Origin of the sequence: Pandoraea sp. XY-2, from assembly GCF_004193915.1 — a bacterium.
GTDB classification, from domain to species: domain Bacteria; phylum Pseudomonadota; class Gammaproteobacteria; order Burkholderiales; family Burkholderiaceae; genus Pandoraea; species Pandoraea cepalis.
This window is the reverse complement of sequence record NZ_CP030849.1, coordinates 1715947-1740395: the sequence shown is the minus strand read 5'-3', so window position 1 is coordinate 1740395 and position 24449 is coordinate 1715947. Positions and strand designations below refer to the sequence as shown.

Below are 24449 nucleotides of genomic sequence, written 5' to 3'. Positions count from 1 at the left end.
CCTCAACCCGCGCGCAACGCGTCGCCACGCCGCCGATCCGGCAGGCGCGCGGCATGCGCCGCGAAGCCGTTGCGTCGTAATTGATCGAAGCCGACGATGTACCCCGCCAAGGCACTCGCGGCCACGGTGGCCGGACTGCCCAGCCACATCTGCCCGGGTCCCGAACGACCCGGGAAATTTCGGTTCTGCGCGCTGATGACCACCTCGTCGGGTGCACGCGACACGCCCGGGCCAGCGTTCACACACGCGCCACACCCCGGCGAGAGCACCTTGACGCCGGCCGCCGCGAACACGTCCGAGTAGCCCTGTGCCTCGCACCACGCACGGACATCTTCGCTGCCGTACTGCAGGTAGAAGCGCACACCATCGGCGACCTTGTGCCCTTGCGACAGGCCCCATGCGAGCACTTCGTGGCATGCGCGCAGGTCCTCACGCTTGCTGCCCGTACACGATCCCCCGTACGCGATATCGATCGGCACCTCCGCCGACAACTGGGTGAGCGCCACGCCGTTGCCCGGATCGCCGGGACTCGCCACCATCGCGCCGAGCCGGGCGCAATCGATCTCGATGACGTGGGCGTAAGCGGCCTGCGCATCGCTTGTCATCCACGGCGCCAACGCAACGTCGACGCCGCGCCGTTCACGCAGGTATCTCAAGGTCTCGGCATCGGGCACGATGAGCCCGGTCAGTCCACCGATTTCCGCCACCATGTTGGTCAGCGTCGCCCGCTCGTCGGTCGACAGGTGGGCCACCGCCTCGCCGGAAAATTCGATGATCTGACCGATGGCACGGCCGTCGCGGATGTACGGGAGATGCAGCAAGTGCAGCGCGAGATCCTTCGCCCCCACGCCCGCCGGCAAGCGCGAGCGCAGATGCACGAGACAGGTGCCCGGCACCGCCAGTCGCGCGTCGCCCGTCAACCAGGCGTTCGCCATCTCCGTGGCGCCCACGCCGAACGCAAACGCACCGACCGCGCCGCAATGCGGCGTATGCGAATCGGTGCCAACGATGACCTGCCCCGGCAGCGCGTAGCGCTCGAGCATCAAGGCATGGCAGATGCCTTCCGAGCCACCGCCCGCCGCGCGTCCATGCAGACGCAGATCATGCTGCGCGCAGAACTCGCGCTGGACCGAACCCAGACGCTGCGCCGCATCCACCAGCGGCGGCGGCCTGCCACTGCCGACGGACACCGTGTCGAGATGGGTCAGGTGATCCTCAAAGCACAGCATCGACGCCGGGTCATGCAGCGCCGGCACCGCGTCGCCGAAGGCGTGACGCAGGAAGCTCACGGCCATCGGCGTCACGTATTCGTGGGAAAAACGCCAGTCGGCGGGGACGAACACGGCGTCGCCTGCGCGCACACGAGGCACGCCGAGCGCCCTGGCAATGATCTTCTCGCCGTAGGTCATCGGTCCCGGCGCATGGGCGGGCCGCGGCGCCACGACGTCTCCCGCCAGCCGGCGCCGTGTATAACCGAACAATCCCCCGCTGCGCACGATCTCCTCGCCCAATGGATCGCAGTCTTCGAGAAAGGCGTCGATGGCGACCGTCTCCCCCGCTTGCAGCCGCTCCGCGAGCGCCAAGTCAGTCGACATCAGCAGCCCGAGGTTCTGGCAGTTCTGCGCATAAATGCGCTCGAAACTCTCGGCGATTACGATCCGGATGCCCGCGCACCATTCGGCGAACGGACTGGCCTCGCGCGACGACCCCTTGCCACGGCGCATGCCGGCGACCGACAACGCGAAGCCGCCTTCGCGCACCGCCTTCTGCCTAACGGGAAACACGCCGGCCGGATTCGTTGCGTCTGCACTGCATCGCAATCCGACATAGACGTAGTCGCCGAGCGTCTCATCGAACGCCAGACACGCCCATGCGGGCGTCATCTCGTCGGTGGATATCTGGTCGCGCAACGGTCCGGCTTCGGTGCGCGTCAACGATTCGCCCGCCAGTTGCCGGGCCATGGCCTCAGCCCGGTCGCTCAACCACAGCACACGTCCGTGGAGTTGCACAGTGGCTTGCATGAGATCGCTCCTCGAATGTTCCCTAAGGGGTTCACCCGTCTCGATCGCACGTTCCGTACCGCGTCCGCTGGCCGCCGCGGGACGGACGTGAGGTCATGAGATCCAGACGCGCGTTCGTCTGGACATCATCAGGGATACTGCCGATTGGCCTGTGCCGCAAAAACGTTGGTCCACGTATCGCCGAGCCGGATCTGCGACGGCTTGACCTCGGGCGTGAACGACGCAAGCGCCTTGAGCGCCGTGGCCGGACCGCCGGCGGGCATCATGCCGTCTGGCGAGAACGCCTCGCGGCAGTTGGCGAACGCTTCCAGGTAAAGTGCCTTGTTGCCCAGCAGATAGGACTCCGGCACGGTCTTGATCAGTTCGGCGGCGGTGGCGTGCTGAAGCCATTTGTCCGCCCTCACGATGGCGTTCGCGACGGCCTGCACGGTGTGCGGATTCTTCTCGATGAAGCTCTGCGGCGCGTACATCACGGCCGCCGGCATCGGCCCGCCGAACATGGCGCGGGTGCCCGCCTGCGTACGCGTGTCGACGAGTACCTTGATGTCGCCCGACGACTGCAGCAGCGTCATCATCGGATCGACGTTGGAGACGGCATCGACCTGCCCGCCACGTGCGGCGGCGACGACCGTCGCATTGCTGCCGACGCCCACGATGGACACGTCGCTCGGCTTGAGCCCGGCTTTGGCGAGCGCCACGTTGACCAGCATATGCGTGCTCGACCCCGGCGCGCTCACGCCGATGCGCATCCCCTTCAGGTCCTTGACCGATTTCACCTCCGCGGCCTTGGCCTTGACCACACCGAGCACCAGTTGGGGGCCGCGCCGAGCACCACGAACGCTTGATAGGTCAATCCCTTGGTCTGCATGAGCAAGGTATGCTCGAAAGCCCCGGCGCCCACGTCGGCGCTACCACCGACGACCGCCTGCAAGGCTTTGGAGCCGCCGGCGAAGTCGTCGATGGTGACGTCGAGTCCTTCGTCCTTGAAGTACCCGAGTTGTTCGGCGATGGTCAACGGCAGATAGTAGAGGCCGGGCTTGCCGCCCACGGCGATCGTGAGCTTCGGCTTTTCGAGCGCCTGTGCGCTCGCGGCGCAGGCCCCGGTGCTCAGCCCCAATGCTGCGAGGCCCGACGCCACCAGCGAGAAGACGAGAGCCCAACGTCCTACGGCAACGCGCACGCGGCGCGCTTCGGTATGTGTCATCGCGTGTCTCCTCCCGCCCTATGCGGGAAATCGGCGCGCTCCAGCTCGTCGGCCGGAATCGCTATCGGCTCTGAGAGCATCCGCTGCCCCGAAGCGCCGACAAGTTGTGTTTCGGCATGCCAGACATCGCCGTTCGCGACGCTTGCCGCCCTGGGGCGAACCTTTGGCGTTCCTATGCTTTACGCAATGTTGCGAGCGCACAGGTGGTCAACGAGCATGCGCGAGGCGACGGGCAACGCGTCGTAGCGTCGCACGCACACGATCAGCCGGCGCTGCGCCCACGGATCGGTCAGCGGCACGATGCGCAGCGCCTCCCCGTCAGTCGCCTGCGAGTAACTGCCGACGGCCTCGCGCGGTACCACGGCCAGCCCGAGATTGGCGCGCACCATGCGGCACACCGCCTCGAACGTCGACACATGGATGCGAAATTTGACCGTCTTGCCCTGCTCGGCCGCCAAGCGCCGCAGCACGGTGTACATGGCGCTGTCCGGATGCACGCCGATATGATCGAAATCGAGCGTGTCGACAAAGGCGAGCTGTTCGCGGCCGGCCAGCGCGTGGTCGCGGTGCAGTACGGTCACGATCTGGTCGTTGCGATAGGGGAAGACCTCGACGTCGCGGGTATCCACGGCGTCCCAGCAAATGCCGATGTCGGTGGCCCCGTCCGCCACCCCCCGCACGACCTGTGCGCTGGTGTGGTCTTCCAGGTCGACCTTCACGCCGTCGTGGCGACGCAGGAACGCGCCGAGTTCATCGGGAAGGGTTTCGACGATCGAGGAAACGTTGGCGAAGATGCGAATATGGCCGCGCACACCGCTGGTGTACTCGGACAGATCGCCCTGCATCTTCTCGAGGCTGCGCAACACATTGCGCGCGTGGTGCAGGAGAGCCTCGCCTGCCGGGGTCGCCCGCACGCCCCACTTGTGACGTTGGAGCAACGCCGAACCGACCAGGGACTCCAGGTCGTTGATCCGCTTGCTGACGGCAGAGGGCGCGATGAATTCGCGCTCGGCCGCCCGTGCAATGCTGCTTTCTTCGCAAACGGCGACGAACAGTCGCAACGAGACTAGATCGATCCGCCATAGCGCCATGCCTGGTCTCCCAAAGGCACTGCATTGACAGCGATTCTGCGGCGCATGTGGCGAAAACGCCACGGTCTACCGCCCCGACGACACAGAAAAACACCCGCGAAGCGTCAACGTGCGACAACGACCACCCTGGTGAACGACGGCAAACGACTACGACATTCGGGGAAGCGGCGAGTCGAATCAGGGCGAAGCGACTCGTCAGGCGCGGGAAGCGGTGAAACCGACGTCAAGTCCCGGAAATACACGTTCCCATCGGACGTCGCGCATCCGTCTCGAAGTGCCGGTGCCGGTCCCTCCCGGGACACCCGCTAGCGCATCGCTCCCGCCAGCAGCACGGCGCCCCAGCCGCCGTCTGCCGTGTTCAGCGGTGCCTCAGGTGGCGGTGCCGACGCCAAGGCCATGAACAGCCAACATTTGCAAATGACGATCGCAATCATTTTGTTGACGCTCGATCATCCCGGCATCGTTGCCGGGCCTGCTTTGACTATAGTGCGGCGCTATCGGAGCGGCAACCAGGAAACGTTTCAAACGGGAATTCGATCGGGGTTCCCGCCACAAGTCGCGCGAAGCCTCGATGCCGCCGCCCCATCCATTCAGGCGCGCTTCGCGATGGCGCGCGCCAGCACCAGCACCGGCAACAGGCCCACCAGCACAAGCGTCAATGCCGGCACGGCCGCCTCGGCGAGGCGTTCGTCGGCGGCCAGATGACTGGCAACGACCGCCAGCGTGTCCATGTTGAACGGCCGCAGTGCGAGCGTGGCGGGGAGCTCCTTCATCACGTCGACGAACACCAGCAGCGCGGCCGTCAACACGCTGCCGCGCAGCAGTGGCAGATGCACCCGGCGTAGCATCGCCCAGCCGCCCACGCCGAGGCTACGGGCGCTGGCATCAAGATTTGGCGGGATGCGGGCGAAGCCGGCGTCCACGCTCTGTAGCGCCGCCGGCAGAAATCGCACGAGATAGGCATAGATCAACACGCCGCTCGTGCCTGCAAGCACCAGTCCGTTAGCGCCGAACACGTGGCCCAGCCACGTGTCGAGTCGGAGCACCGGCGTGAGAATGCCCAGGGCGATGACCGCGCCCGGGATCGCGTAGCCCACGCCCACGAGCCGGATGGCGATACGCGTAACGCGTCCCGGGGCCAGTCGCTGTGCGTACCCCAGCACCACGGCGAAGACGCTGGCGACAAGCGCCGCCAGCGCCGCGAGGCGCACCGTATTGAAGACCCACTCGCCGTACCGATGCCAAGGCACCTGATCGAGCTCGGCGACCGCCAGCCGCAGCATGATGAGCACGGGGAGCACGAAGCCGATGATGAGCGGCAGCGCGCACGCGAGGGTTGCCAGGGCGGCGCGCACCCCGGACAGACGCGCACGCCGCGACGTCGACGGCGCCCGGCCCGGCGCCCCGTAGAACCGAAGGCGTGTCCGGCTGCGCGCTTCCGCGATCAGCAGGACGAGGACGGCGAACAGCAGACAGGCGGAGAGTTGCGCGGCCGCCACCCGATCGCCCATCGACAACCACGCGCGATAGATGCCGGTCGTGAGCGTCGGCACGCCGAAGTACGCCACCGCGCCGTAATCGGCGAGTGTCTCCATCAGCACCAGCGCCAGCCCCGCGACCAAGGCCGGTCGCGCCAGCGGTAACGCCACGCGCCAAAACCCCTGCGCAGGCGTACATCCCAACGTGCGTGCGGCTTCGAGGTACCGTTGGCTGTGTTCCAGAAAGGCCGTGCGCGCCAGCAGATAGACATAGGGATAGAAGGCGCCGGCGAAGACCCAGGCAGCGCCGTACCAGCTGCGAACTTCCGGGAAGCCGGCGAGACGTTCGACCGCGAGCAGCGTGCGCAACGCGCTTTGCACCGGCCCGGCGAACTGCAGGAAATCGGTATAGGCGTAAGCGGTAACGTAAGCGGGCATCGCGAGCGGCAGGATCAGTGCCCACTCCAGCACACGGCGCCCGGGAAACGCGCAGTGCACGACCAGCCAGGCACTGGCCACGCCCATCACCAGCACACCGGCGCTCACGGCCATCGAGATACGAAGCGAGTTGAGCAGGTACTCAGGCAGCACCGTATCGAGCATATGCGCCAGCACGGCATGCGTCTCCGCGTCGCCCGCGCCGAGCGCCGCCACAATGCCGAACATCGGCACGAGCACAACCAGCGCGGGAACCCATGCGACCAGCCGCCACGCCCAGGCGCCGGAAAGACGGCCAGCGCGCCTGCGGCGGGCGACGGGAGGCGAACGCTCGGCCATGACGGGATCGATGGCGGCAGAATCGGCGGCGGCGCGGAACGGGGGCGTCGATGACATCGGCAAATCGTAACGGGTAGCGGAAATGGGGCGGACGAGCGAGCGGCGGGAAAACCCCCGGGCGACGGCGCACAGCCGTTGCCCCGTCGCGTGACTTCGGGGAACTGGTAGACACTTACCGGTCTAAAGCGTTGTAAATTATACGCATTCGCGATTGCGACTCTGACGCGCACGGCCGCAGAAAGTGCCCGGCCTCCCGCGAAAATGCCACCTTGCGGGCATTCATGTCCATTCGCGTCGGCTCGTTTCCATGACTCTGCTTCGTTGACGTGCTTGCGTCGACTCACACTTTTCCACGCCGATGCCCCTGCCCTACCTGCTGCTCGACCATCTCTGTGTAAATTACGAGACTGACGGCCACGTCCACACCGCGGTACGCGACTTGTCGCTGTCGCTCGCGCGTGGCGAGATCGGCTGCCTGCTCGGCCCGTCCGGCTGCGGCAAGACGACGGTGCTGCGCGCCGTGTGCGGGTTCGAGCCGTTGGCGGGCGGGCGCATCGTGCTCGATGGTCACGAAGTCGCCAATGCGCAGTTCAGCGAGCCGCCGGAGCGTCGCCACGTCGGTGTTGTGTTCCAGGACTACGCGCTGTTCCCGCATCTGGACGTTGCGCGGAACATCGGCTTCGGCATCGGGCGCATGGCGCGGGGCGAGCGTCAGGCGCGGGTGGAGGGGCTCGCCGAGCGCGTGGGGCTGGCGGGGGCGTTGAAGAAGTACCCTCACGAGCTCTCCGGCGGTCAGCAGCAACGCGTGGCGCTCGCGCGCGCCCTGGCCCCCGCCCCGGCACTGCTGTTGCTCGACGAACCTTTCTCGAACCTCGATCTTGATTTGCGCGAGCGACTGGCGGTCGAGGTGCGGGAGATCATCCGGGCGAGCGGCGCGACGGCGATCCTTGTCACCCACGACCAGCATGAAGCGTTCGCGATGGCCGATCGCATCGGGGTGATGCATGCGGGGGCCATCGCTCAGTGGTCGCCCGCGCAAGCGTTGTGGCGCATGCCCGCCAACCGTGTGGTGGCGGATTTCATCGGACGCGGCGCCTTGATACCCGGCACCTTCCGCGGCAATGCCGACGGTGGCGGCATCTCGCTCGAACTTGGGGAACTGGCCGTCTCGCCCATGCTGGCCGACAAGCTGCTGAGCAGCGCCGCCAAGGACACGTACCCCGTGAGCGTCGACGTTTTGCTGCGCGCAGATGACATTGCCCACGACCCGGCCAGCCCGTTCGAAGCGACGCTGGTACGGCGTGCGTTCCGCGGGGCCGATCAGCTTTACACGCTTCGTCTGGCGTCGGGTCGCGAGGTGATCGCTCGCGTGGATAGTGAACTGGCCCACGAGGCGGGCGAGCGCGTGGGCGTACGCCTGACGGTCGAGCATCCGGTGGCTTTCGCCGCGAGTGTCGCCGACGTCTGACCCTCGCGCAGCACGGCGTCCCCCGGAGGCTGGTAAAATCCGGCAAAACGGATGGGCCTATGAAACAGTACCTAGACTTCATGCGCCATGTACTTGAACATGGCACAGACAAGACCGACCGCACCGGCACGGGCACGCGCTCGGTGTTCGGCTACCAGATGCGCTTCGACCTGCAGGAAGGTTTCCCGCTCGTCACCACCAAGAAAGTGCACATCAAGTCCATCGTGCACGAACTCCTGTGGTTCCTGCAGGGCAGCACCAACGTGCGCTATCTGCAGGAAAACGGCGTGTCCATCTGGAACGAATGGGCCGATGCCGAGGGTGAACTCGGCCCTGTCTACGGCGCGCAGTGGCGCTCGTGGCCGACGCCCGATGGCGGCCATATCGACCAGATCACACAGCTCGTCGAGCAAATCCGCACGACGCCCGACTCGCGCCGTCTGATCGTGTCCGCCTGGAATGTCGGAGAGATTCCGCGCATGGCGCTGCCGCCGTGTCATGCGTTCTTCCAGTTCTATGTGGCTGACGGCAAGTTATCGTGCCAGCTCTATCAGCGCAGCGCGGATATTTTCCTGGGCGTGCCGTTCAACATCGCGAGCTACGCGATGCTCACGCACATGATGGCGCAGCAGACCGGGCTCGAGGTGGGGGATTTCGTCTGGACGGGCGGCGACTGCCATCTGTACAACAACCACCTCGAGCAGGTTCGCACGCAGCTTGCGCGCGAGCCGTTGGCGCTGCCGACGCTTGAGATCTCGCGCAAGCCCGATTCGATCTTCGATTACCGTTTCGAGGACTTCCATATCGCCGGATACGAAGCGCATCCGCATATCAAGGCACCGGTGGCCGTATGACGATCCTGACGCTGGTGGTCGCCCGCGCCAAGAATGGCGTGATCGGGCGGGACAATCAATTGCCGTGGCGTCTGCCGGAAGATCTCGCTCATTTCAAGCGCACGACGCTGGGCAAGCCGATCGTGATGGGGCGCAAGACGTTCGATTCGATCGGCCGTCCGTTGCCGGGCCGCCGCAATATCGTCGTATCGCGCAATCCGGATCTGAAGATCGACGGCTGCGACGTGGCCGGGTCGCTCGTCGACGCGATGCGGCTGTGCGTAGGTGTCGAGGAAATCTGCCTGATTGGCGGCGCGCAGTTGTACGCGGAGGCGCTGGCAAGCGCGGACAAAGTGATTGTCACCGAGATCGCGAAGGCGTTCGAAGGCGACGCGCACTTCCCGGATTTGCCCGCGACCCAATGGCGGGAAGCTGCCCGCGAAACCCACCACTCGCCCGCGCCGAACGACTTCGACTATGCGTTCGTGACTTACGAACGGATTTGAAGCGACGAGACCCACGCCGCTCACCGCTCACCGCTAACGACGCCTGTGACGCTGCGAGCAGCATCAGCACCGTGACGCCCTCCGGCAGGCATTTCAGGTCGGCAATCGCTCGCAACGGATCGACGCGGCCATCGTCGCTGGACACTTCGCGAGAATTCCCGCATCACTGTTCAATCGGCAGTTGTGGGTCATGCCGAACGCATGGCGTCTCCCCCCGCTCATGCACTAAGGTTTTCGCGCGGCGCCTGCGCGAGCGCGCCGTGTCGTTCGCCGCCGTTTGTCGGCAGGTGCTCCGACACATGTACGCGATCACGGCCGAGGCGCTTGGCGGCGTATAACGCGTCATCCGCCAAGGCGATCAAACGCGCCGGCGTATCGCCTGCCCCCCCCTGCTGCGGCACATACGTTGCGCAGCCAACGCTCACTGTCACGTATCCCGGCGGCCCCGGATCGGGCTCCGCCAGTGCCCGAACACTTTCCGTCACGCGCGTAGCGACGAACCTGGCGCCGTTCTCGTCGGTCTCCGGCAGGACGACCACGAATTCCTCCCCGCCGTATCGCGCTACGAGATCCGTGGGTCGATGCGTCGCCCGCATGATGGCCAGCGCCACATGTGCCAGGCACTCGTCGCCAAGCGGATGCCCATACGCGTCGTTGTAGCGTTTGAAGTGATCCACGTCGACCATCAACAACGATAACGGATGACCCGAGCGGCGGGCCTGATCGAAGTCGCGCGGAAACCGGTCGTTGAAGTAGCTGCGATTGAAGATGCCTGTGAGCGCATCGCGGTTGCTGTATTCGATCAGACGCTCGTGCGCGCGCGCCAGCTCGCGGTATAGCCGCGTGACTTCCCACACCAGCACGCAGACAAGCAACCCCGGGGCCGACATGCTGAATAGCCGCGCCAGGTACCACCCCAGCGAGAATCGCACCGTACTCATCAGGCTGAGCACGGTATCCGTCACACAGGCAAGCACGGCGAGCGCTACCCACACGTCGAGCACCGTGTGCAGGCGACCGATCGCCAGTACGGCGCACAGTGCGACGAGATTCACGACGAGCAGCACGATGCCAGCACCGCCGCTGGAGAAATCCCCGGGCGCGCTCGCCGGTGACAACGCAGGCGGCAGTGGCACGGTCAGCGCCGTCAGGCAGAGCAGCACGCCCATCACAAGCGGCAGGCCCACAAAGAGCCACATCGCACGACCGGTGGGCGCCAAATCCGTCACGGACTGCGGAGTCAAACGGCGTCGCACCGTCATCGCGATGAGCACGAGGGCGGGGAACCCCACATGCCAGAAGACCCAGATCCAGCCGGATGTCGTCGGAAGCGCCCCGAGCAGCCCCTGCGGCGCAAAAAGACCCGGGAGCGTCAGCAGTTGCATCGCGACGGTCAATGCCATGAAGGCATAAGCTCCGGCAAGCAGCCCGAGCACCGGCAGCCGGCTCACCCGAAACTGTGCCGCCAACAAGAACGAAGCGATCGTCGCCGTCGTGAAGACCGCCAGCCCACACATGGGCAGGAACGCAGCAACCGCCGGGAATGCAGCGGTCGCCCGCGGCGCCGTGGATATCAGGGCAGCGAGGATGACAATCGCCAGGCAACAGGCAAAAACCTGCTGCCCGGGCGACGCACGCTCCATCAGAAAGGCGTCCATGAGATACCCTTTGATTCTGGATGTCCGATGCAGGCAACAACAATCGGTAGCGTTGGGTACACCTCTCCCCCGCCCTATGCCAGTTAGCCGAAGCATGCACCAATTGCGCTGGTCTGCCAATGCGTCTGGTCGTCCGTTCTCCCCCTCCAGCCAAATTGAAGCCCGCCCAAGTCGCTTGGACATCAACCCAACGGGCGGCAGGAACGGGCTCCGATCCGTCTGCGCAAGCGTGCCGGCTCACTGCGTCTGCTGCCTCGCACAAAAAAAGCGGCGTCGACACGCTATCGTCAGATAGCCCGTCGACGCCGCCTGATCGACGCCGTCCTCGTCCTACGGTGAAGCGACGGGCAGCGCGCACGCGACCGCGCCCCACCGCCAGACGTCAACCGCCCAGATACGCCTCGAGCACGCGAGGATTGCCCAGCAGATTTCGCCCCGTGTCTTCGAGCACCACCTTGCCGGTCTCGAGCACGTAGCCGTGTTGCGCAATCTTCAGCGCCTGGCGCACGTTCTGCTCGACCAGGAAGATGGTCAGCCCCTCGGCGTTGATTTCCTTGAGGGTGCTGAAGATGCCCTGCACGATGATCGGCGCGAGCCCCATCGACGGCTCATCGAGCAGCAACAGACGCGGCCGCGCCATCAACGCACGACCAATCGCCAACATCTGCTGTTCGCCACCCGACAAGTTGCCGGCCATCTGCTCGATACGCTCGGCAAGCCGTGGGAAGCGCCCCAGCACCTTGTCCAGATCCGCCTTCACGTTCTGCTTGTCGCGACGCGTATAAGCACCAAGCTCCAGGTTCTCGCGCACGGACATCGTCGTGAGCGTGGCGCGTCCCTCGGCCACCTGCACCAGACCGCGCTGCACGATCTTGTTCGGTGCCAGTCCGCCGACGTCCTCCCCTTCGAAGAGAATCGTGCCCGCCTGCTTCTTGATGAGACCCGACAAGGCGAGCAGCGTCGTCGACTTGCCCGCGCCATTGGCACCGACGAGCGAGGTGATCTCGTGCTCGCGCAACGAAAAATCGACGCCCTTCACGGCTTCGATATGCCCATAGGCCACCTTCAGGCCCTTCACTTCGAGCAGCGCGCTCATGCCTTGTCCTCCGCGCCAGCCGCGAGGGCAGCCGCATCGTCGTCATCGTCATCGCGGCCGAGATAGGCTTCGATGACCTGCGGGTTGTGCTTGATTTCGTCGGGACTGCCTTCGGCGATGATGCGTCCGAAGTTCAACACGGCGATGCGTTCGCACAAGCCCATCACAAAGCGCATGTCGTGCTCGATCATGAAGATCGTGTAACCGCGCGCCTTGATGTTCTCGATCTCGCTCATGAGATCAACCTTCTCGCCCGTGTTCATGCCGGCTACCGGCTCGTCGAGCAGCAACAGCTTGGGCTCGGTCGCCAGCGCCCGTGCCAGCTCGAGCTTGCGCTGGTCACCGTACGACAGGTTGTCGGCAATGTCATGCGCCTTGTGATCGAGCTTCACCCAAGAGAGCAACTCATGCGCGCGTTCGCGCGAGCGCTTCTCCATCTCTCGATACCCTGGCAGCGAGAGCAGCAGGCCCGCCGGGCCATACGAGAGATGCCGGTGCATGCCGACCACCACGTTCTCGATCAGCGTCATCTCCTTGAAGACACGAATGTTCTGGAACGTGCGGGCAATGCCGCGCTGCGTAATCTTGTGCGGCTTCTGCCCCACGAGACTCTCGCCGTCGAACGTAATGCTGCCGCCCGTGGGCTGCAACAGTCCGGTGATCAGATTGAAGACGGTCGTCTTACCCGCCCCGTTCGGGCCGATCAGGCCGAAGATCGTGCCTTGCGGCACCTCGATGTTCACGTCCTGGAGAACGTGCAGACCACCGAATCGTTTGGAAATATTGGAAAGCTTGAGCATGTCGTATCCCTCGTCCGCTTACGTGGAAGAGGCCGAGCGCGTCTTGCCGGCACGGAACCAACGGCGAAAACGCACCGGATCCCAAATGCCCTTGGGCAGGAACAGCACGATCAGCACCAGAATCAGACCGTTGACCACCAGACGGAAGGCATCGAACGCACGCAGCAATTCGGGCAGCAGCGTAAGAATCGTGCTGCCGAGCACCGGCCCCACGAGCCCGTTGATACCACCAAGAATCGCCATGGTGAGAATCTCCACGCCGCGGTCGAAGCCGAATTCGTTCGGTCCGATGAAGAACGTCAGATGCGCATTGAGTGCTCCGGCCAGCCCGGCGAGCACCGCCCCCAGCACGAACGCCAACATCTTGTAGCCCGTGACGTTGATGCCCATGAGGCCCGCCGCCGTCTCGTCTTCCTTGATGGCTTCGAAGGCACGGCCCACTTTGGAGCGGCGCAGGCGCCACAGCACGACGAGCGAGATCACCACGGCCCCCGCCACATGCCACCACTGCGTGAGTTGAGGAATGCCGTTCAGGCCCAGCGCACCGCCGGTCAGCCCCTCGGCGTTGAGCGTCAGCACACGCACGACTTCGCCGAAGCCCAGCGTCGCCATCGCGAGATACACGCCCGACAGACGCAGCGTCGGCTTGCCGATGATGAACGCGATGAGCGCGGGCGCTGCCATGCCACCGGCCAACGACACCGCAAACGGCGTGTCGTAGTTCATCGTGAGCAACGCCGCCGTGTATGCACCGATGCCCATGAACGCGGCATTGGCCATGGCCAGCATGCCGCACGAGAGCGTGAGGTAAATCGACAGGGCCAGCAGCGCATTGGTGCCGAATGTCAGCACCAGATTGCTATAAACCGCCCAGAAATTGTTAAACCAGTCCATTGCGCCCCCGTGATTACGCTTTGCGTTCGAGCACTTTGCCGAACAACCCCTGCGGACGCACCAGCAGGATCAGGAACAACAGGCCGAATGCCACGGCGTCGCGCATGTTCGAGCCGATATACGCGACCGACAACACTTCCGCGAAGCCGAGGAAGAGGCCGCCGATCATCGCGCCGCGAATGTCGCCCATGCCGCCGAGAATGATGACCGCGATCCCCTTGTGCAACATCGGCTGCCCCATCAGCGGGAAGACGGCGTTCGAGTAAAGCCCGATCAGCACCCCCGCCATGCCGCCCAGCCCCGCCGCGGCGAACGACGTCGCCAGGAACAGGCCCTCGACGTTAATCCCGAGCAGGTAGGCTGCCTTCGGCGACTCGGCAATGGCGCGCAGTGCGCGCCCGAGTTGCGTCTTCTTGATCGTGGCAATGAGCACGGCCATGAGCGCAAACGAGATGAAGATGATCGCGAGTTCCAGTACCGTCATGTGCACGCCGGCCACCGTCAGGGTGTCCTGCGGCACGAGTTCGTACGGGAATCGCAGGTTCTCCGCGCCGAAAATACCTTGCACTCCGTTGTTGAGCAGAATGCCCACGCCAATGGTGGCAATCATCGGAATCAGGTGAGGCGCACCGCGTTTGCGCAACGGTTTGAGCACCAGCACGTCGATGAGCAGGCCGACCAGGCCAGCCACCACGACCGCCGTGACGATAGCCGCCCACAGCGGCAGATGAAGACGCACGACGGCTTGCAGCGCCGCATAGGCGCCGACCATGAAGACCGCGCCGTGCGAGAGATTGATAACGCCGAGGATGCCGAACACGAGGGTGAACCCGAGCGCGAACAAGGCGTACACGCACCCGAGGGAGAGTGCGTTGACGAGTTGCTGTTCCAGCATGGTGTCTATTCCAGCCTGAGGGACGGGGACACGCGCCGCACGGGGGTACGGCGTGCGCCAGAAACGCCGATGGGCGTAGCGCCTTTCAGCTCTACGCCCATGCGGACTTCTTCAAGTACTGCCGGGCTGCTTACTTCTCGATGACGTACTTGGTGCCCTTCGTCACGCTGACGATAGGCGCCTGTTGTGCGTCGTACCCGGCCGGCTTGCCGTTCTTGCCCATGGCCTGACGGAACGCAAACTTGCCCGTGGCGCCGTCGTGCGTGACCTTCGGCAGCGCGTCGCGCAGCGCCTTGCGGTCGGCATCCAGGTTGCCCGAGATCTTCACGCTCTTGATTGCGCCCGCCGCGATATACATCGCGTCATAGGCTTGCGCCGCGAACTGGTCCGGAGACACGTTGTACTTCGCCTTGTAGGCGGCGATGAACTTCGTGTTGGCCGGCGTGCTGTTCTCGATCGACCACGGGCTACCCACCCACAAGCCGTCCGAGCTGCCCTTGGCCAGATCGAACACCTTGACCGAGTTCATGCCGTTGCCGCCGATGAACGGCACGTTGATGCCCAACTGACGGGCCTGCACCATGATCGGCGCGCCTTCGGCGATCAGGGCCGACAGCACGATGGCGTCAGGGTTGCTCGCCTTGATCTTCGTGAGCTGTGCCTTGAAGTCCACGTCACCCTTGGCAAACGTCTCGGTCGTCGTGACCGGGATCTTCAGATCGGCCAGCGCCTTCTTGAAGTTGTCGTAGCCGCTCTTGGTGAACACGTCGTCGTTGCCATACAGCACCGCGACTTTCTTGATGCCCGTGTGCTTGGTCGCGACCTTGATGGTCTCGGGCAGCACGTCGGCTTCCGTCACGGAGTTGCGGAAGATGTAGTCGCCGATGGACGTAATGCCGTCAGCCGTATTCGACGTGCCGAACGCCACCGTCTTGGCGGCTTGCGCGATCGGATCGGCCGCCTGCGCCGAGTTCGACAACGTCGGGCCGAAAACCATCAGCACCTTGTCCTGGAAGATCAGCTTCTTGAAGACGTTGATCGCCTCTTCCTTCTTGCCCTGCTCGTCTTCGACCTGCAGTACGAGCTTGTTGCCGTTGATGCCGCCGGCGGCGTTGATTTCGTCAGCCGCGAGCTGGAAACCGTTCTTGATGGCGGCGCCATATTGCGCCGCACCGCCCGACAGTGCCTCGGCCACGCCGATCTTCAGATCGGCTGCGTGAGCCGCAGCCACCATTCCGGTCGCGACAAGCGCGCTCAGCAACTTGGTCATGGTGCTTTTCATGAGTCTTTTTCCTCCAATTCCTGGTCTCTAGTTATGAGAAGGCGCGCCTTATGAGCGCGCCCATTACCCTAACTACCGCGTCTGTTCTTAAGCCACGGCTTAAGAAAACCCCTAAGCATAACGCAAACTACTTGTACCGGACACGGCAAATGGGGTTTTGCCCCGTTGCGGCGCACAAATGCAACGCGTTTATGGCGTCGCAACGGCGATTCGCAGCATCAATGACCGGCGATGGTCATTTGTTCAATCAGGATTGACCCGACCTCCTTGGTACCGCGCACGAGGGCGTCGGCCCCGATCGCCACGATCTGGCGGAACATGTCGTTCAGGTTGCCGGCCAGCGTGATCTCCTCGACCGGATACTGAATTTCGCCGTTCTCCACCCAGAAGCCCGAGGCGCCGCGCGAATAATCGCCCGTCACATAGTTCACGCCCTGCCCCATCAGTTCGGTCACGAGCAGGCCCGTGCCGAGCTTGCGCAGCATCGCTCGGAAGTCGTCCGTCGGCGCGGTGAGCTTGCTGTACATGCGCAGGTTGTGCGAGCCGCCCGCGTTGCCGGTCGTCTGCATGCCGAGCTTTCGGGCCGAATAGGTCGACAGGAAGTAACCCTGCACCACGCCATCGCTCACCACGTCTCGGGCGCGCGTCCTCACGCCTTCTTCGTCGTACGGAGCGCTGCCCATGGCGCGCGGCACGTGCGGATCTTCGTAAATGCCGACATGATCGGCAAACACCGGCTTGCCGAGGGTATCAACGAGGAACGTGGCCTTGCGATACAGCGCGCCACCGCTCACACCCTGCACGAACGCCCCCAGCAGACCGGCGGCGAGCGGTGCCTCGAACAGCACGGCGCACTTGCGCGTGGACAGCTTGCGCGCGTGCAGGCGGGCCAGCGCGCGCTCGGCGGCGTAGCGGCCGACCGTTTCGGGCGAGGCCAGGTCTTCGGCGGCGCGCTTGGACGAATACCAATCGTCGCGCTGCATATGGCGGCCCGATCCGGCAATCGGCGAGACCGACAGGTAGTGTCGCGAGTACGGATATCCCGACAGGAAGCCGCGAGTCGTCCCCAGCATGAATTGCGAGTGCTGGGCCGACACGCCGGCGCCTTCGGAATTCCGGATGAGCGGACTCACCTCGAATGCCGCCGTCTCGGCGCGACGCGCCAATTCGACCGCGTCGTCGGCCGAAATGCCCCACGGGTGAAACAACGACAGGTCCTGCGGATGCATCTCCAGCAGTTCGGACTCGGCAAGCCCGGCGCAGTCGTCTTCGGCCGTAAAGCGGGCAATGTTATAGGCCGCATCGACCGTGTCGTGCAGCGCCTTGCGCGAGAAGTCGGACGTGCTGGCATTGCCGCGGCGCTGACCGATGAATACCGTCACGCCCACCAGCTTGTCGCGATTGCGCTCGATGGTCTCGACCTTGCCGCGACGCACCGAGACCGACAAGCCGTCGCCCTCGGAGATCTCAGCCGCGGCATCGGTGGCGCCGAGCGAACGAGCGTATTGCAGTACGTCGCTGACAATTTCCTTGAGTTGATCTTGGGTATGCGTGAAATGCTGGGTCGCTTGGGACATCGGCGCGATTCGGTCAGTGGCTGAATAGGAACCGCCATCTTAGCGCGACTTCCCCGCCGCCGTGCGTCGGCACGGCAACTATTTGGACGCCGCGCGCCGCGCTACAATAGCGCCCATGACGCACAATCAACGCTTTAACCAAATCGCCCACGCCGAGCTTCCCGACGAAGGCCCGAGCAAATCCCAACGCAAGCGCGAGTCGCATGCCTTGCAGGATCTTGGCGAAGAACTGGTCAATCTGGCCAAGGACGCGCTCGCCCGCGTGCCGATGCCCGAGAACCTCGAACGCGCCGTCAAGGACTGCCGCAAGATCACCGCACATGAAGGCCGCCGTCGCCAGATGCAGTACGTGGGCAAGCAAATGCGCACGCTGCACGAGTCGGAAGTCGAAGCGATTCGCCGCGCCCTCGACGTCATCAAAGGCGTCTCGAAGGCGGAAACGGCCAAGCTGCATGCGCTCGAGCGCTGGCGCGAGCGCCTGCTGGCCAAGGACGAGGCGCTCACCGAGCTGCTCGCCCAGCACCCGCAAGCCGATGCCCAGCAACTGCGCACACTGATTCGCAACGCCCGCCGTGAGCAGGCCGCGCAAAAGCCGCCCAAAGCCTTCCGCGAGCTATTCCAGGCGCTCAAGGATCTGCTGGGCACCGGATCGTCCCACGCCGAAACTTCAGACGACGCCGAGAACGAACTGCCGGAATTCCCAACCCGCGAGGAAGAGTGATGGTCGCCCGCTCCCACCCGGACGAACTTCGCGTAGGCCTCGTCTCGATCAGCGATCGAGCGAGTCAGGGTACCTATGACGACCAGGGCATTCCGGCGCTCCAGGCCTGGCTTGGCGCCGCGCTCCGGTCCCCCTGGGTGGCCGAAACTCGCCTGATTCCCGATGATGCCGACGGCATTACCGCCACGCTGATCGACCTGGTCGACACGATGCAGTGCGATCTGGTGCTCACCACGGGCGGCACAGGCCCTGCGCGACGCGACGTCACGCCGGAGGCCACATTGCGGGCGGGTACGAAGGAGATGCCCGGCTTCGGAGAGCAGATGCGTCAGATCAGCCTGCGCTTCGTACCGACGGCCATCCTGTCGCGTCAGGTCGCCGTGATCCGCGAGACGCCGGCGCGTGCCGCGCTCATCATCAACCTGCCCGGGCAGCCCAAGTCGATCAAGGAAACGCTCGAAGGGTTGCGCGATATGGACGGAAAGTCGATCGTGCCCGGCATTTTTGCCGCCGTGCCGTACTGCATCGACCTGATCGGCGGACCTTACATCGAGACCGACGACGCCGTCTGCAAGGCCTTCCGTCCCAAGAGCGCCATTCGCGCACCGAAACCCGCCTGATGGACTGACGACAGGACGTTCCGGGCCATGCCACTCGGCCATCCAAAGCACAACGCCAGCGATGTGGCTGGCGTTGTGAAGTGTCTGTGGTGAAGATCAGGCCGAAGTGGGTGCGGCCGCCTCGGGGGCGCCGGGTACGGTCGTCTTCAGGAAATGCTCGCGGTAGTACACCAGTTCGTCGATCGACTCATGAATGTCGGCCATCGCCGTGTGGGCGGCCCGCTTGTTGAAGCCCTTGTAGACCGCGGGTTCCCAGCGACGGCAAAGCTCCTTGAGCGTGCTGACGTCCAGGTTCCGGTAATGAAAGAACGCTTCGAGCCTGGGCATGTAACGCGCCATGAAACGGCGATCCTGACAGATCGAATTGCCGCACATCGGCGACTTGTTGGGCGGCACGTACTGCGAGAGGAACTCGATCAGTTGCGCTTCGGCAGACGCCTCGTCCACCGCCGATGCCTTCACGCGTTCGATCAGCCCCGAGCGCCCATGTGTCGACTTGTTCCAGTCGTCCATTGCGTCGAGCACGGCGTCCGATTGATGGATCGCGAACACCGGCCCTCGATGCGGCGCGTCAGCGCGGAGTCCGTGACGATCACCGCCACCTCGATGATTCGGTCGCTGTCGGGCTGCAGGCCGGTCATTTCCATATCGAGCCAGACCAGATTGAACTCGGCGCGCGCAAGCGTCGTCTCGGCATCGGCAGACGTGGGATGTTGGGATGGAATGACAGACATGGTCGGAAGACTCTGGAAAACGCGTCGGTAGGCGACCGGCAAGGGCGCCCCGCCGGTCGAAAGAACTTATAATTCTCGCATACTTCGGATTCTCCTTAAGCGCATGCTCACTTACCTCTTCGTGATCTTCCTGCTGGCGATGGTCATGACCAAGCTTTGGCTGGCCGCTCGTCAGATCCGCCATGTGGTCACCCATCGGGCGGCCGTTCCCGAGCGATTTGCCAGCACGATCACACTGACCGACCATCAGCGGGCCGCCGATTACACGGTCGCCCGCACCCGTCTGGGCATGGCCGAGATCTTTGCCCAGGCGGTACTGCTCGTCGCTTTCACGCTGCTCGGCGGGTTGAACCTGCTGCATATCGGCGTGACCGAGTGGCTCGGTGAAGGCTATCTGGGCCAGATCGCATTGATCGCCGCCGTGCTGTTGATTTCCGGCCTCGTCGACCTGCCCTTTACTTACGTGCGGCAGTTCGTGATCGAACAGCGTTTCGGCTTCAACCGCATGTCGCTCGGGCTGTTCATTGCCGATATGATCAAGGCCACCGCCATCGGCGTCTTGCTCGGACTGCCGTTGCTGTTCGCCGTGCTGTGGCTCATGGAGCGCGCAGGACCGTTGTGGTGGCTGTACACGTGGGTGGTCTGGGTCGGCTTCAATCTGTTCGTGCAGTTCATCTTCCCGCACGTCATCGCGCCAATGTTCAATAAGTTCGAACCGCTCTCGGACGTGTCGCTGGCGCAGCGCATCGAGGGGCTGATGCAGCGCTGCGGCTTCGCGGCGCGCGGTTTGTTCGTGATGGATGGCTCGAAGCGTTCGGCACACGGCAATGCCTATTTCAGCGGCTTCGGCCGCACCAAGCGCATTGTGTTTTTCGATACGCTCATCGAGCGGCTCTCACCCGCCGAAATCGAAGCCGTGCTGGCCCACGAGCTGGGTCACTTCAAGCGTCGTCATATCACGAAGCGCCTGATCGTCGCCTTCGTGCTGTCGCTGGCATTCCTTGCCCTGCTCGGTTGGCTGATCGGCCGCACATGGTTCTACACCGATCTCGGCGTGATGCCGTCGCTGACCGGCAGCAACAACGCGTTGGCGCTGGTGCTGTTCTTCCTCGTGCTTCCAGTGTTCGGCTTTTTCGCCAGCCCGCTCGGCAGCCTGACATCTCGCAAGCACGAGTTCGAAGCCGACGCCTTCGCCGCCAGCCAGACGCAAGCCAGCGATCTGGTCAACGCCCTCGTCAAGCTTTACCAGGACAATGCGTCGACGCTCACGCCCGACCCCGTCTACACCGCGTTCTACTATTCGCATCCGCCCGCCTCCCAGCGCATCGACCGTTTGCTGGGGCACGCATGAAGCGCAGCCTCAAGGGAAAAGCCGCGCCGGCCGAAACAACCGCGCAGGAACGCCGTCACGGCCGAGTCACGGCGGCGCACGGCCGTCACTACGTCGTGGAAGCCGACGATGGCGAAACGGTGCTGTGCTTTCCGCGCGGCAAGAAGAGTGAAATTGCGGTCGGCGACGAAGTCGCCTGGGCGCGCACCGGCGATCAGGGCGTGATTGAAGAGATCCTGCCGCGCCGCAACCTGCTTTACCGCTCAGACCAGTTCAAGAGCAAGCTCTTCGCCGCCAACATCGACCAGTTGGTCATCATGTTGGGCACCGAGCCGTACTTCAGTGAGGATTTGCTGGGCCGAGCACTGGTCGCCTCGGAAGCCAATGCACTGCGACCGCTGATCGTGCTCAACAAGACCGATGTCACCGCGGCCTTGCCCGCTGCGCGAGAGCGCCTGGCGCCCTATCGCGCGCTCGGATACGACGTGCTGGAGCTTTCCGTGCGGGCGGACCCGGAAGGGGCGAAGGCGCTTTTGCTGCCTCGCTTGGCACATCAAGCGTCGTTGCTGCTCGGGCAGTCGGGCATGGGCAAGTCCAGCCTCGTGAACCTGCTCGTCCCCGATGCCGACGCCGCGACACGCGAGATCTCCACGGTGTTGAACTCGGGCAAGCATACGACGACCTTCACGCGAATCTTTCACCTGCCCGAAGGCGGACTGCTCATCGATTCGCCGGGCTTTCAGGAATTCGGTCTGCATCACCTCAAGGAAGGCGCACTGGAGCGCGCCTTCCCCGAGTTCCGTGCGCTGCTCACCGGCTGTCGTTTCTACAATTGCCATCACCTGAAAGAACCCGGTTGCGCGATTCTCGCGGCCGTGTCCGACGGAAGCATCTCGCAACAGCGCCATACGCTCTATGCCCAGCTCGTTCACGAGTCGGAGCAAGAGATTCCCTATTGACGCCTCGGTTGGCGGTAGAGAGAAGCCAGCGCGAGTCGGCCATAAAAAAACCCCGCTTTTGCGGGGTTTTTTGCGGGATCTTCCTTGAGCGTCAGCCCAGCCACACGGCGAGGGTCAGCAGCAGCAACAGGAGCATCCAAAGCAGAACCGCCCGCCAGACCAGGCCGACGGCTGCCTGAAGCGTGCGCGGCGTGCATTCGCTGCCGACAGGCAGGACGGCGTCGTCGCCCTGGTTCAGCGCATCGACGCTCGAGACCTCGGCCAGCGGGCCGGTCAATCGCGCGCCGAGTGCGCCGCTACCCGCGGCCAGCAGAATGCCTTCGTTCTCGTTCGGCCACTGCTTGGCATAGTGGCGCCAGGCATAAATAGCGTCTTCGAAGTTGCCGACGATGGCGAAACCGATGGCGGTCAAACGAGCCGGCACCCAGTCGATGACATAGAAAACCTTGCGCGCGAAGGCCCCGAACGCCGGGCTGCGATCGGGTGCGGGTTCCGTCCAGCGACGCGACAGATATTCGGCGAGACGGTACAACACCGCCCCCGCCGGACCGACCGGCATCAGGAACCAGAAAAACACGCCAAAAACGTGGCGATGCGAGGCAATGACCGCGTGCAACAGTGTGTGACGCACGATCTCGTCCACCGGCATGTCGACCGTGTCGATGCCAATCCACTGATGCAGGATTTCTCGTGCTTCGTTCACGTTATCGTTGTTCAGCGCAACGTGAATGTCCGTGAAGTAGTGACTGAACTGCCGGAATCCCATCGTCAGGTAGACGACGAGCACGTTCCACGCGAAGCCCAGGAAAATGTTGACCCGCATGAGCAGGTAGTAGATGACGCCGACCGCCAGCACAAACGGCAGCACTACGACCAGCCACGCAAGCACGCCATGGCGGGGTAGCCCGGCATCGAACGATTGCGACGTATGGGTCGCGTGGGAGCGAATCAGGTTGTAGATCGGGTTTTGCGTGGAGAGGGCACGCATCTGCTCGAGGATCAGCGCGAGGAGTACCGAAAAGAATGTCATGCGTGCGTTCAGATCACCAGACGGAATGGTGTAACGATAGCACAGCTTCTCGCAAATGCCCGCCCCAGGCGCCTGCACGACGCACTCACTTCACGCTATAGGCAGACAACTCGCGAAAACGATCGGTCTCTCGCGTCAGGCCCGCAGGAGCTGATAGAAATTACGAAGCATGCCGGCCGTTGCACCCCAAATGAAGTATTCACCTCCCGCGGGCTTCGGATAAGGCATCGCGTAAAACCGGCGTTCGCCCACCTGATAGTGGAAGACGCGGATCTGATGATGTGCAGGGTCCATCAGGAAATCCAGCGGCACCTCGAAAATCTCGTCGACTTCACCGGCGTCGGCGATGAGATCGAACGGCGGCTTGACCAGGCCCACGACCGGTGCAACACGAAAGCCGGTTCCGGTGACGTAGTCGGGCAGGCGTCCGATCACTTCCACCGCCCCCGAATCGAGACCTATTTCTTCACGCGACTCACGCAAGGCTGTGGCGATCGGCGACAGATCGTCGGGCTCGCGGCTACCGCCAGGAAAACTCACTTGCCCGGCGTGCGTGCTCAGATGTTGGGTTCGCTGCGTCAGCAGCACAGTCGTGCCATGCGCGCGCATCACCAACGGCACGAGCACGGCCGCCGCGCGCGGCGTAAATTGCGCAGGCGGCGCGAGTTCGATCGCGCCGGCCTCCGGCGTCCAGATCGGCGGGCTCGCGAGCCGGTCACGCAACGCGGCGGGCGTTAGCCGCTCCGCCGGCACCGCAGGCTCCCCCTCGCCCGTCGAGACGATGGGTAACGCTTCAGGATGCAGGATCAGAGGTGGCGCCACGTAGACCTTTGCTGGGTGGAGAACTTCACTATTTTAGCGAGGAAGCCCTGAACACGTACACGCAAACAAAATGCCAATGGCACGGCAATTCGTGGCGTTCGATGACGAGGACACGCCGCAACATCGGCGTCGATGAAAGACAGCACAACGAAAAAAGCACCCCGAAGGGTGCTTTTCCATACGGCTTTGGCTGCGCCCGGCCACGAGGTCGCCAGGCGTAGCGGCGTCCGACTTACTGGGCAGCAGCGGTCTTGCTCTTGAACGAGAGCTTTTCCTTGATACGTGCCGACTTGCCCGAACGCTCACGCAGGTAGTACAGCTTGGCGCGACGAACGTCACCACGACGCTTGACTTCGATGCTGGCGATCAGCGGCGAGTACGTCTGGAACGTACGCTCAACGCCTTCACCCGACGAAATCTTGCGGACGATGAATGCCGAATTCAGGCCACGGTTACGCTTGGCGATGACGACGCCTTCGTATGCCTGAACGCGCTTGCGCGTACCTTCAACCACGTTCACGTTGACGATCACGGTGTCGCCCGGGGCGAATTCGGGAATCGTCTTGTTCGCGGTCAGACGCGCGATTTCTTCCTGCTCGATCTTGGCGATCAGATTCATTTACCACTCCTTGTGCCATCGTATCGGCGTTATA

The 24449-nt window shown here is 64.0% G+C and carries 21 protein-coding genes and 2 pseudogenes; 7 read left to right on the top strand and 16 right to left on the bottom strand.

From position 1 onward, the window contains the following. Positions 1-2: 2 nt before the first annotated feature. The 5 genes and pseudogenes from DRB87_RS07930 to DRB87_RS07915 form a co-directional block, all read right to left on the bottom strand. Positions 3-2021 carry an aconitase family protein gene (locus DRB87_RS07930; RefSeq protein ID WP_130025516.1) on the bottom strand — a complete coding sequence of 673 codons (2019 nt, stop codon included), beginning with the start codon at positions 2019-2021 and terminating at the stop codon, positions 3-5. Positions 2022-2149: 128 nt separating this feature from the next. Beyond that, a pseudogene (locus DRB87_RS07925) lies at positions 2150-3036 on the bottom strand (ABC transporter substrate-binding protein). 368 nt (positions 3037-3404) lie between these two features. Further along, the gene (locus DRB87_RS07920; RefSeq protein ID WP_130025515.1) at positions 3405-4316 is read right to left on the bottom strand and encodes a LysR substrate-binding domain-containing protein; all 912 of its coding nucleotides are present in this window, start codon (positions 4314-4316) and stop codon (positions 3405-3407) included. Positions 4317-4685: 369 nt separating this feature from the next. Further along, positions 4686-4841, bottom strand: coding sequence for a hypothetical protein (locus tag DRB87_RS23005; RefSeq protein WP_157211514.1), 156 nt, complete (start codon positions 4839-4841; stop codon positions 4686-4688). A 65-nt stretch (positions 4842-4906) separates the two neighbouring features. Next, on the bottom strand, positions 4907-6628 hold the full coding sequence (locus DRB87_RS07915) for an iron ABC transporter permease (RefSeq protein WP_130025514.1): 1722 nt from the start codon (positions 6626-6628) through the stop codon (positions 4907-4909). A gap of 301 nt (positions 6629-6929) precedes the next feature. On the opposite strand from DRB87_RS07915, the gene DRB87_RS07910 reads away from it, so the two are divergent. Genes DRB87_RS07910 through DRB87_RS07900 form a run of 3 tightly spaced genes read left to right on the top strand, consistent with a single transcriptional unit; the run spans position 6930 to position 9378 of the window. Then, on the top strand, positions 6930-8039 hold the full coding sequence (locus DRB87_RS07910; protein ID WP_130025513.1) for an ABC transporter ATP-binding protein: 1110 nt from the start codon (positions 6930-6932) through the stop codon (positions 8037-8039). Positions 8040-8098: 59 nt separating this feature from the next. After that, the gene (locus DRB87_RS07905; RefSeq protein WP_130025512.1) at positions 8099-8893 is read left to right on the top strand and encodes a thymidylate synthase; all 795 of its coding nucleotides are present in this window, start codon (positions 8099-8101) and stop codon (positions 8891-8893) included. Beyond that, positions 8890-9378: a dihydrofolate reductase gene (locus DRB87_RS07900; RefSeq protein ID WP_130025511.1), complete on the top strand. Its 489-nt coding sequence runs from the start codon at positions 8890-8892 to the stop codon at positions 9376-9378. Before DRB87_RS07905 ends, DRB87_RS07900 begins: the two co-directional genes overlap by 4 nt. Before the next feature lie 218 nt (positions 9379-9596). On the opposite strand, the gene DRB87_RS07895 is transcribed toward DRB87_RS07900, so the two are convergent. From DRB87_RS07895 to pmbA, 7 genes are all read right to left on the bottom strand, one after another. Further along, entirely contained in the window at positions 9597-11036 is a 1440-nt protein-coding gene (locus tag DRB87_RS07895) for a sensor domain-containing diguanylate cyclase (protein WP_130025510.1), read from the bottom strand. Between the two features lie 382 nt (positions 11037-11418). After that, on the bottom strand, positions 11419-12132 hold the full coding sequence (locus DRB87_RS07890; RefSeq protein WP_017234881.1) for an ABC transporter ATP-binding protein: 714 nt from the start codon (positions 12130-12132) through the stop codon (positions 11419-11421). After that, positions 12129-12932: an ABC transporter ATP-binding protein gene (locus DRB87_RS07885; protein WP_130025509.1), complete on the bottom strand. Its 804-nt coding sequence runs from the start codon at positions 12930-12932 to the stop codon at positions 12129-12131. The genes DRB87_RS07890 and DRB87_RS07885 overlap by 4 nt, the downstream gene beginning before the upstream one ends. 18 nt (positions 12933-12950) lie before the next feature. Continuing rightward, a complete protein-coding gene (locus DRB87_RS07880) occupies positions 12951-13826 on the bottom strand; it encodes a branched-chain amino acid ABC transporter permease (protein WP_130025508.1) in 876 nt (291 codons plus the stop codon). Positions 13827-13839: 13 nt separating this feature from the next. After that, positions 13840-14721 carry a branched-chain amino acid ABC transporter permease gene (locus DRB87_RS07875; RefSeq protein WP_017234878.1) on the bottom strand — a complete coding sequence of 294 codons (882 nt, stop codon included), beginning with the start codon at positions 14719-14721 and terminating at the stop codon, positions 13840-13842. A gap of 130 nt (positions 14722-14851) precedes the next feature. Next, positions 14852-16003, bottom strand: a complete 1152-nt coding sequence (locus tag DRB87_RS07870) for an ABC transporter substrate-binding protein (RefSeq protein ID WP_130025507.1) — start codon at positions 16001-16003, stop codon at positions 14852-14854. A gap of 218 nt (positions 16004-16221) precedes the next feature. After that, positions 16222-17580 carry a metalloprotease PmbA gene (pmbA, locus tag DRB87_RS07865; protein WP_130025506.1) on the bottom strand — a complete coding sequence of 453 codons (1359 nt, stop codon included), beginning with the start codon at positions 17578-17580 and terminating at the stop codon, positions 16222-16224. 115 nt (positions 17581-17695) lie between these two features. Here pmbA and yjgA point away from each other — a divergent pair, with 115 nt between their 5' ends. Beyond that, positions 17696-18301 (top strand): ribosome biogenesis factor YjgA, encoded by a 606-nt coding sequence (gene yjgA / locus DRB87_RS07860; RefSeq protein ID WP_130025505.1) that lies wholly within the window; start codon positions 17696-17698, stop codon positions 18299-18301. Then, on the top strand, positions 18301-18921 hold the full coding sequence (gene mog / locus DRB87_RS07855) for a molybdopterin adenylyltransferase (protein WP_130025504.1): 621 nt from the start codon (positions 18301-18303) through the stop codon (positions 18919-18921). The genes yjgA and mog overlap by 1 nt, the downstream gene beginning before the upstream one ends. A 96-nt stretch (positions 18922-19017) precedes the next feature. On the opposite strand, the pseudogene orn reads toward mog, so the two are convergent. Further along, positions 19018-19655, bottom strand: a pseudogene (orn, locus tag DRB87_RS07850) (oligoribonuclease). Between the two features lie 103 nt (positions 19656-19758). Between orn and DRB87_RS07845 the strand changes: the two are divergent. Together DRB87_RS07845 and rsgA are read left to right on the top strand one after the other, a co-directional pair. Next, on the top strand, positions 19759-21006 hold the full coding sequence (locus DRB87_RS07845; RefSeq protein WP_130025503.1) for a M48 family metallopeptidase: 1248 nt from the start codon (positions 19759-19761) through the stop codon (positions 21004-21006). Continuing rightward, positions 21003-21944, top strand: a complete 942-nt coding sequence (gene rsgA / locus DRB87_RS07840) for a ribosome small subunit-dependent GTPase A (protein ID WP_130025502.1) — start codon at positions 21003-21005, stop codon at positions 21942-21944. Before DRB87_RS07845 ends, rsgA begins: the two co-directional genes overlap by 4 nt. Before the next feature lie 91 nt (positions 21945-22035). On the opposite strand, the gene DRB87_RS07835 is transcribed toward rsgA, so the two are convergent. From DRB87_RS07835 to rplS, 3 genes are all read right to left on the bottom strand, one after another. Continuing rightward, on the bottom strand, positions 22036-22974 hold the full coding sequence (locus DRB87_RS07835) for a CobD/CbiB family protein (RefSeq protein ID WP_130027782.1): 939 nt from the start codon (positions 22972-22974) through the stop codon (positions 22036-22038). A 135-nt stretch (positions 22975-23109) separates the two neighbouring features. Further along, entirely contained in the window at positions 23110-23796 is a 687-nt protein-coding gene (locus DRB87_RS07830) for a CoA pyrophosphatase (RefSeq protein ID WP_026132134.1), read from the bottom strand. Positions 23797-24028: 232 nt separating this feature from the next. After that, complete coding sequence (gene rplS / locus DRB87_RS07825) at positions 24029-24415, bottom strand: 50S ribosomal protein L19 (RefSeq protein WP_130025501.1); 387 nt, start codon at positions 24413-24415, stop codon at positions 24029-24031. Positions 24416-24449 lie beyond the last annotated feature (34 nt).

What these genes read in the sequence shown, in the direction of transcription:
- DRB87_RS07930 (WP_130025516.1), bottom strand. Translation starts at nt 2,021, where the DNA reads ATGCAAGCCACTGTGCAACTCCACGGACGTGTGCTGTGGTTGAGCGAC.
- DRB87_RS07920 (WP_130025515.1), bottom strand. Translation starts at nt 4,316, where the DNA reads ATGGCGCTATGGCGGATCGATCTAGTCTCGTTGCGACTGTTCGTCGCC.
- DRB87_RS07915 (WP_130025514.1), bottom strand. Translation starts at nt 6,628, where the DNA reads ATGTCATCGACGCCCCCGTTCCGCGCCGCCGCCGATTCTGCCGCCATC.
- DRB87_RS07910 (WP_130025513.1), top strand. Translation starts at nt 6,930, where the DNA reads ATGCCCCTGCCCTACCTGCTGCTCGACCATCTCTGTGTAAATTACGAG.
- DRB87_RS07905 (WP_130025512.1), top strand. Translation starts at nt 8,099, where the DNA reads ATGAAACAGTACCTAGACTTCATGCGCCATGTACTTGAACATGGCACA.
- DRB87_RS07900 (WP_130025511.1), top strand. Translation starts at nt 8,890, where the DNA reads ATGACGATCCTGACGCTGGTGGTCGCCCGCGCCAAGAATGGCGTGATC.
- DRB87_RS07895 (WP_130025510.1), bottom strand. Translation starts at nt 11,036, where the DNA reads ATGGACGCCTTTCTGATGGAGCGTGCGTCGCCCGGGCAGCAGGTTTTT.
- DRB87_RS07890 (WP_017234881.1), bottom strand. Translation starts at nt 12,132, where the DNA reads ATGAGCGCGCTGCTCGAAGTGAAGGGCCTGAAGGTGGCCTATGGGCAT.
- DRB87_RS07885 (WP_130025509.1), bottom strand. Translation starts at nt 12,932, where the DNA reads ATGCTCAAGCTTTCCAATATTTCCAAACGATTCGGTGGTCTGCACGTT.
- DRB87_RS07880 (WP_130025508.1), bottom strand. Translation starts at nt 13,826, where the DNA reads ATGGACTGGTTTAACAATTTCTGGGCGGTTTATAGCAATCTGGTGCTG.
- DRB87_RS07875 (WP_017234878.1), bottom strand. Translation starts at nt 14,721, where the DNA reads ATGCTGGAACAGCAACTCGTCAACGCACTCTCCCTCGGGTGCGTGTAC.
- DRB87_RS07870 (WP_130025507.1), bottom strand. Translation starts at nt 16,003, where the DNA reads ATGAAAAGCACCATGACCAAGTTGCTGAGCGCGCTTGTCGCGACCGGA.
- pmbA (WP_130025506.1), bottom strand. Translation starts at nt 17,580, where the DNA reads ATGTCCCAAGCGACCCAGCATTTCACGCATACCCAAGATCAACTCAAG.
- yjgA (WP_130025505.1), top strand. Translation starts at nt 17,696, where the DNA reads ATGACGCACAATCAACGCTTTAACCAAATCGCCCACGCCGAGCTTCCC.
- mog (WP_130025504.1), top strand. Translation starts at nt 18,301, where the DNA reads ATGGTCGCCCGCTCCCACCCGGACGAACTTCGCGTAGGCCTCGTCTCG.
- DRB87_RS07845 (WP_130025503.1), top strand. Translation starts at nt 19,759, where the DNA reads ATGCTCACTTACCTCTTCGTGATCTTCCTGCTGGCGATGGTCATGACC.
- rsgA (WP_130025502.1), top strand. Translation starts at nt 21,003, where the DNA reads ATGAAGCGCAGCCTCAAGGGAAAAGCCGCGCCGGCCGAAACAACCGCG.
- DRB87_RS07835 (WP_130027782.1), bottom strand. Translation starts at nt 22,974, where the DNA reads ATGACATTCTTTTCGGTACTCCTCGCGCTGATCCTCGAGCAGATGCGT.
- rplS (WP_130025501.1), bottom strand. Translation starts at nt 24,415, where the DNA reads ATGAATCTGATCGCCAAGATCGAGCAGGAAGAAATCGCGCGTCTGACC.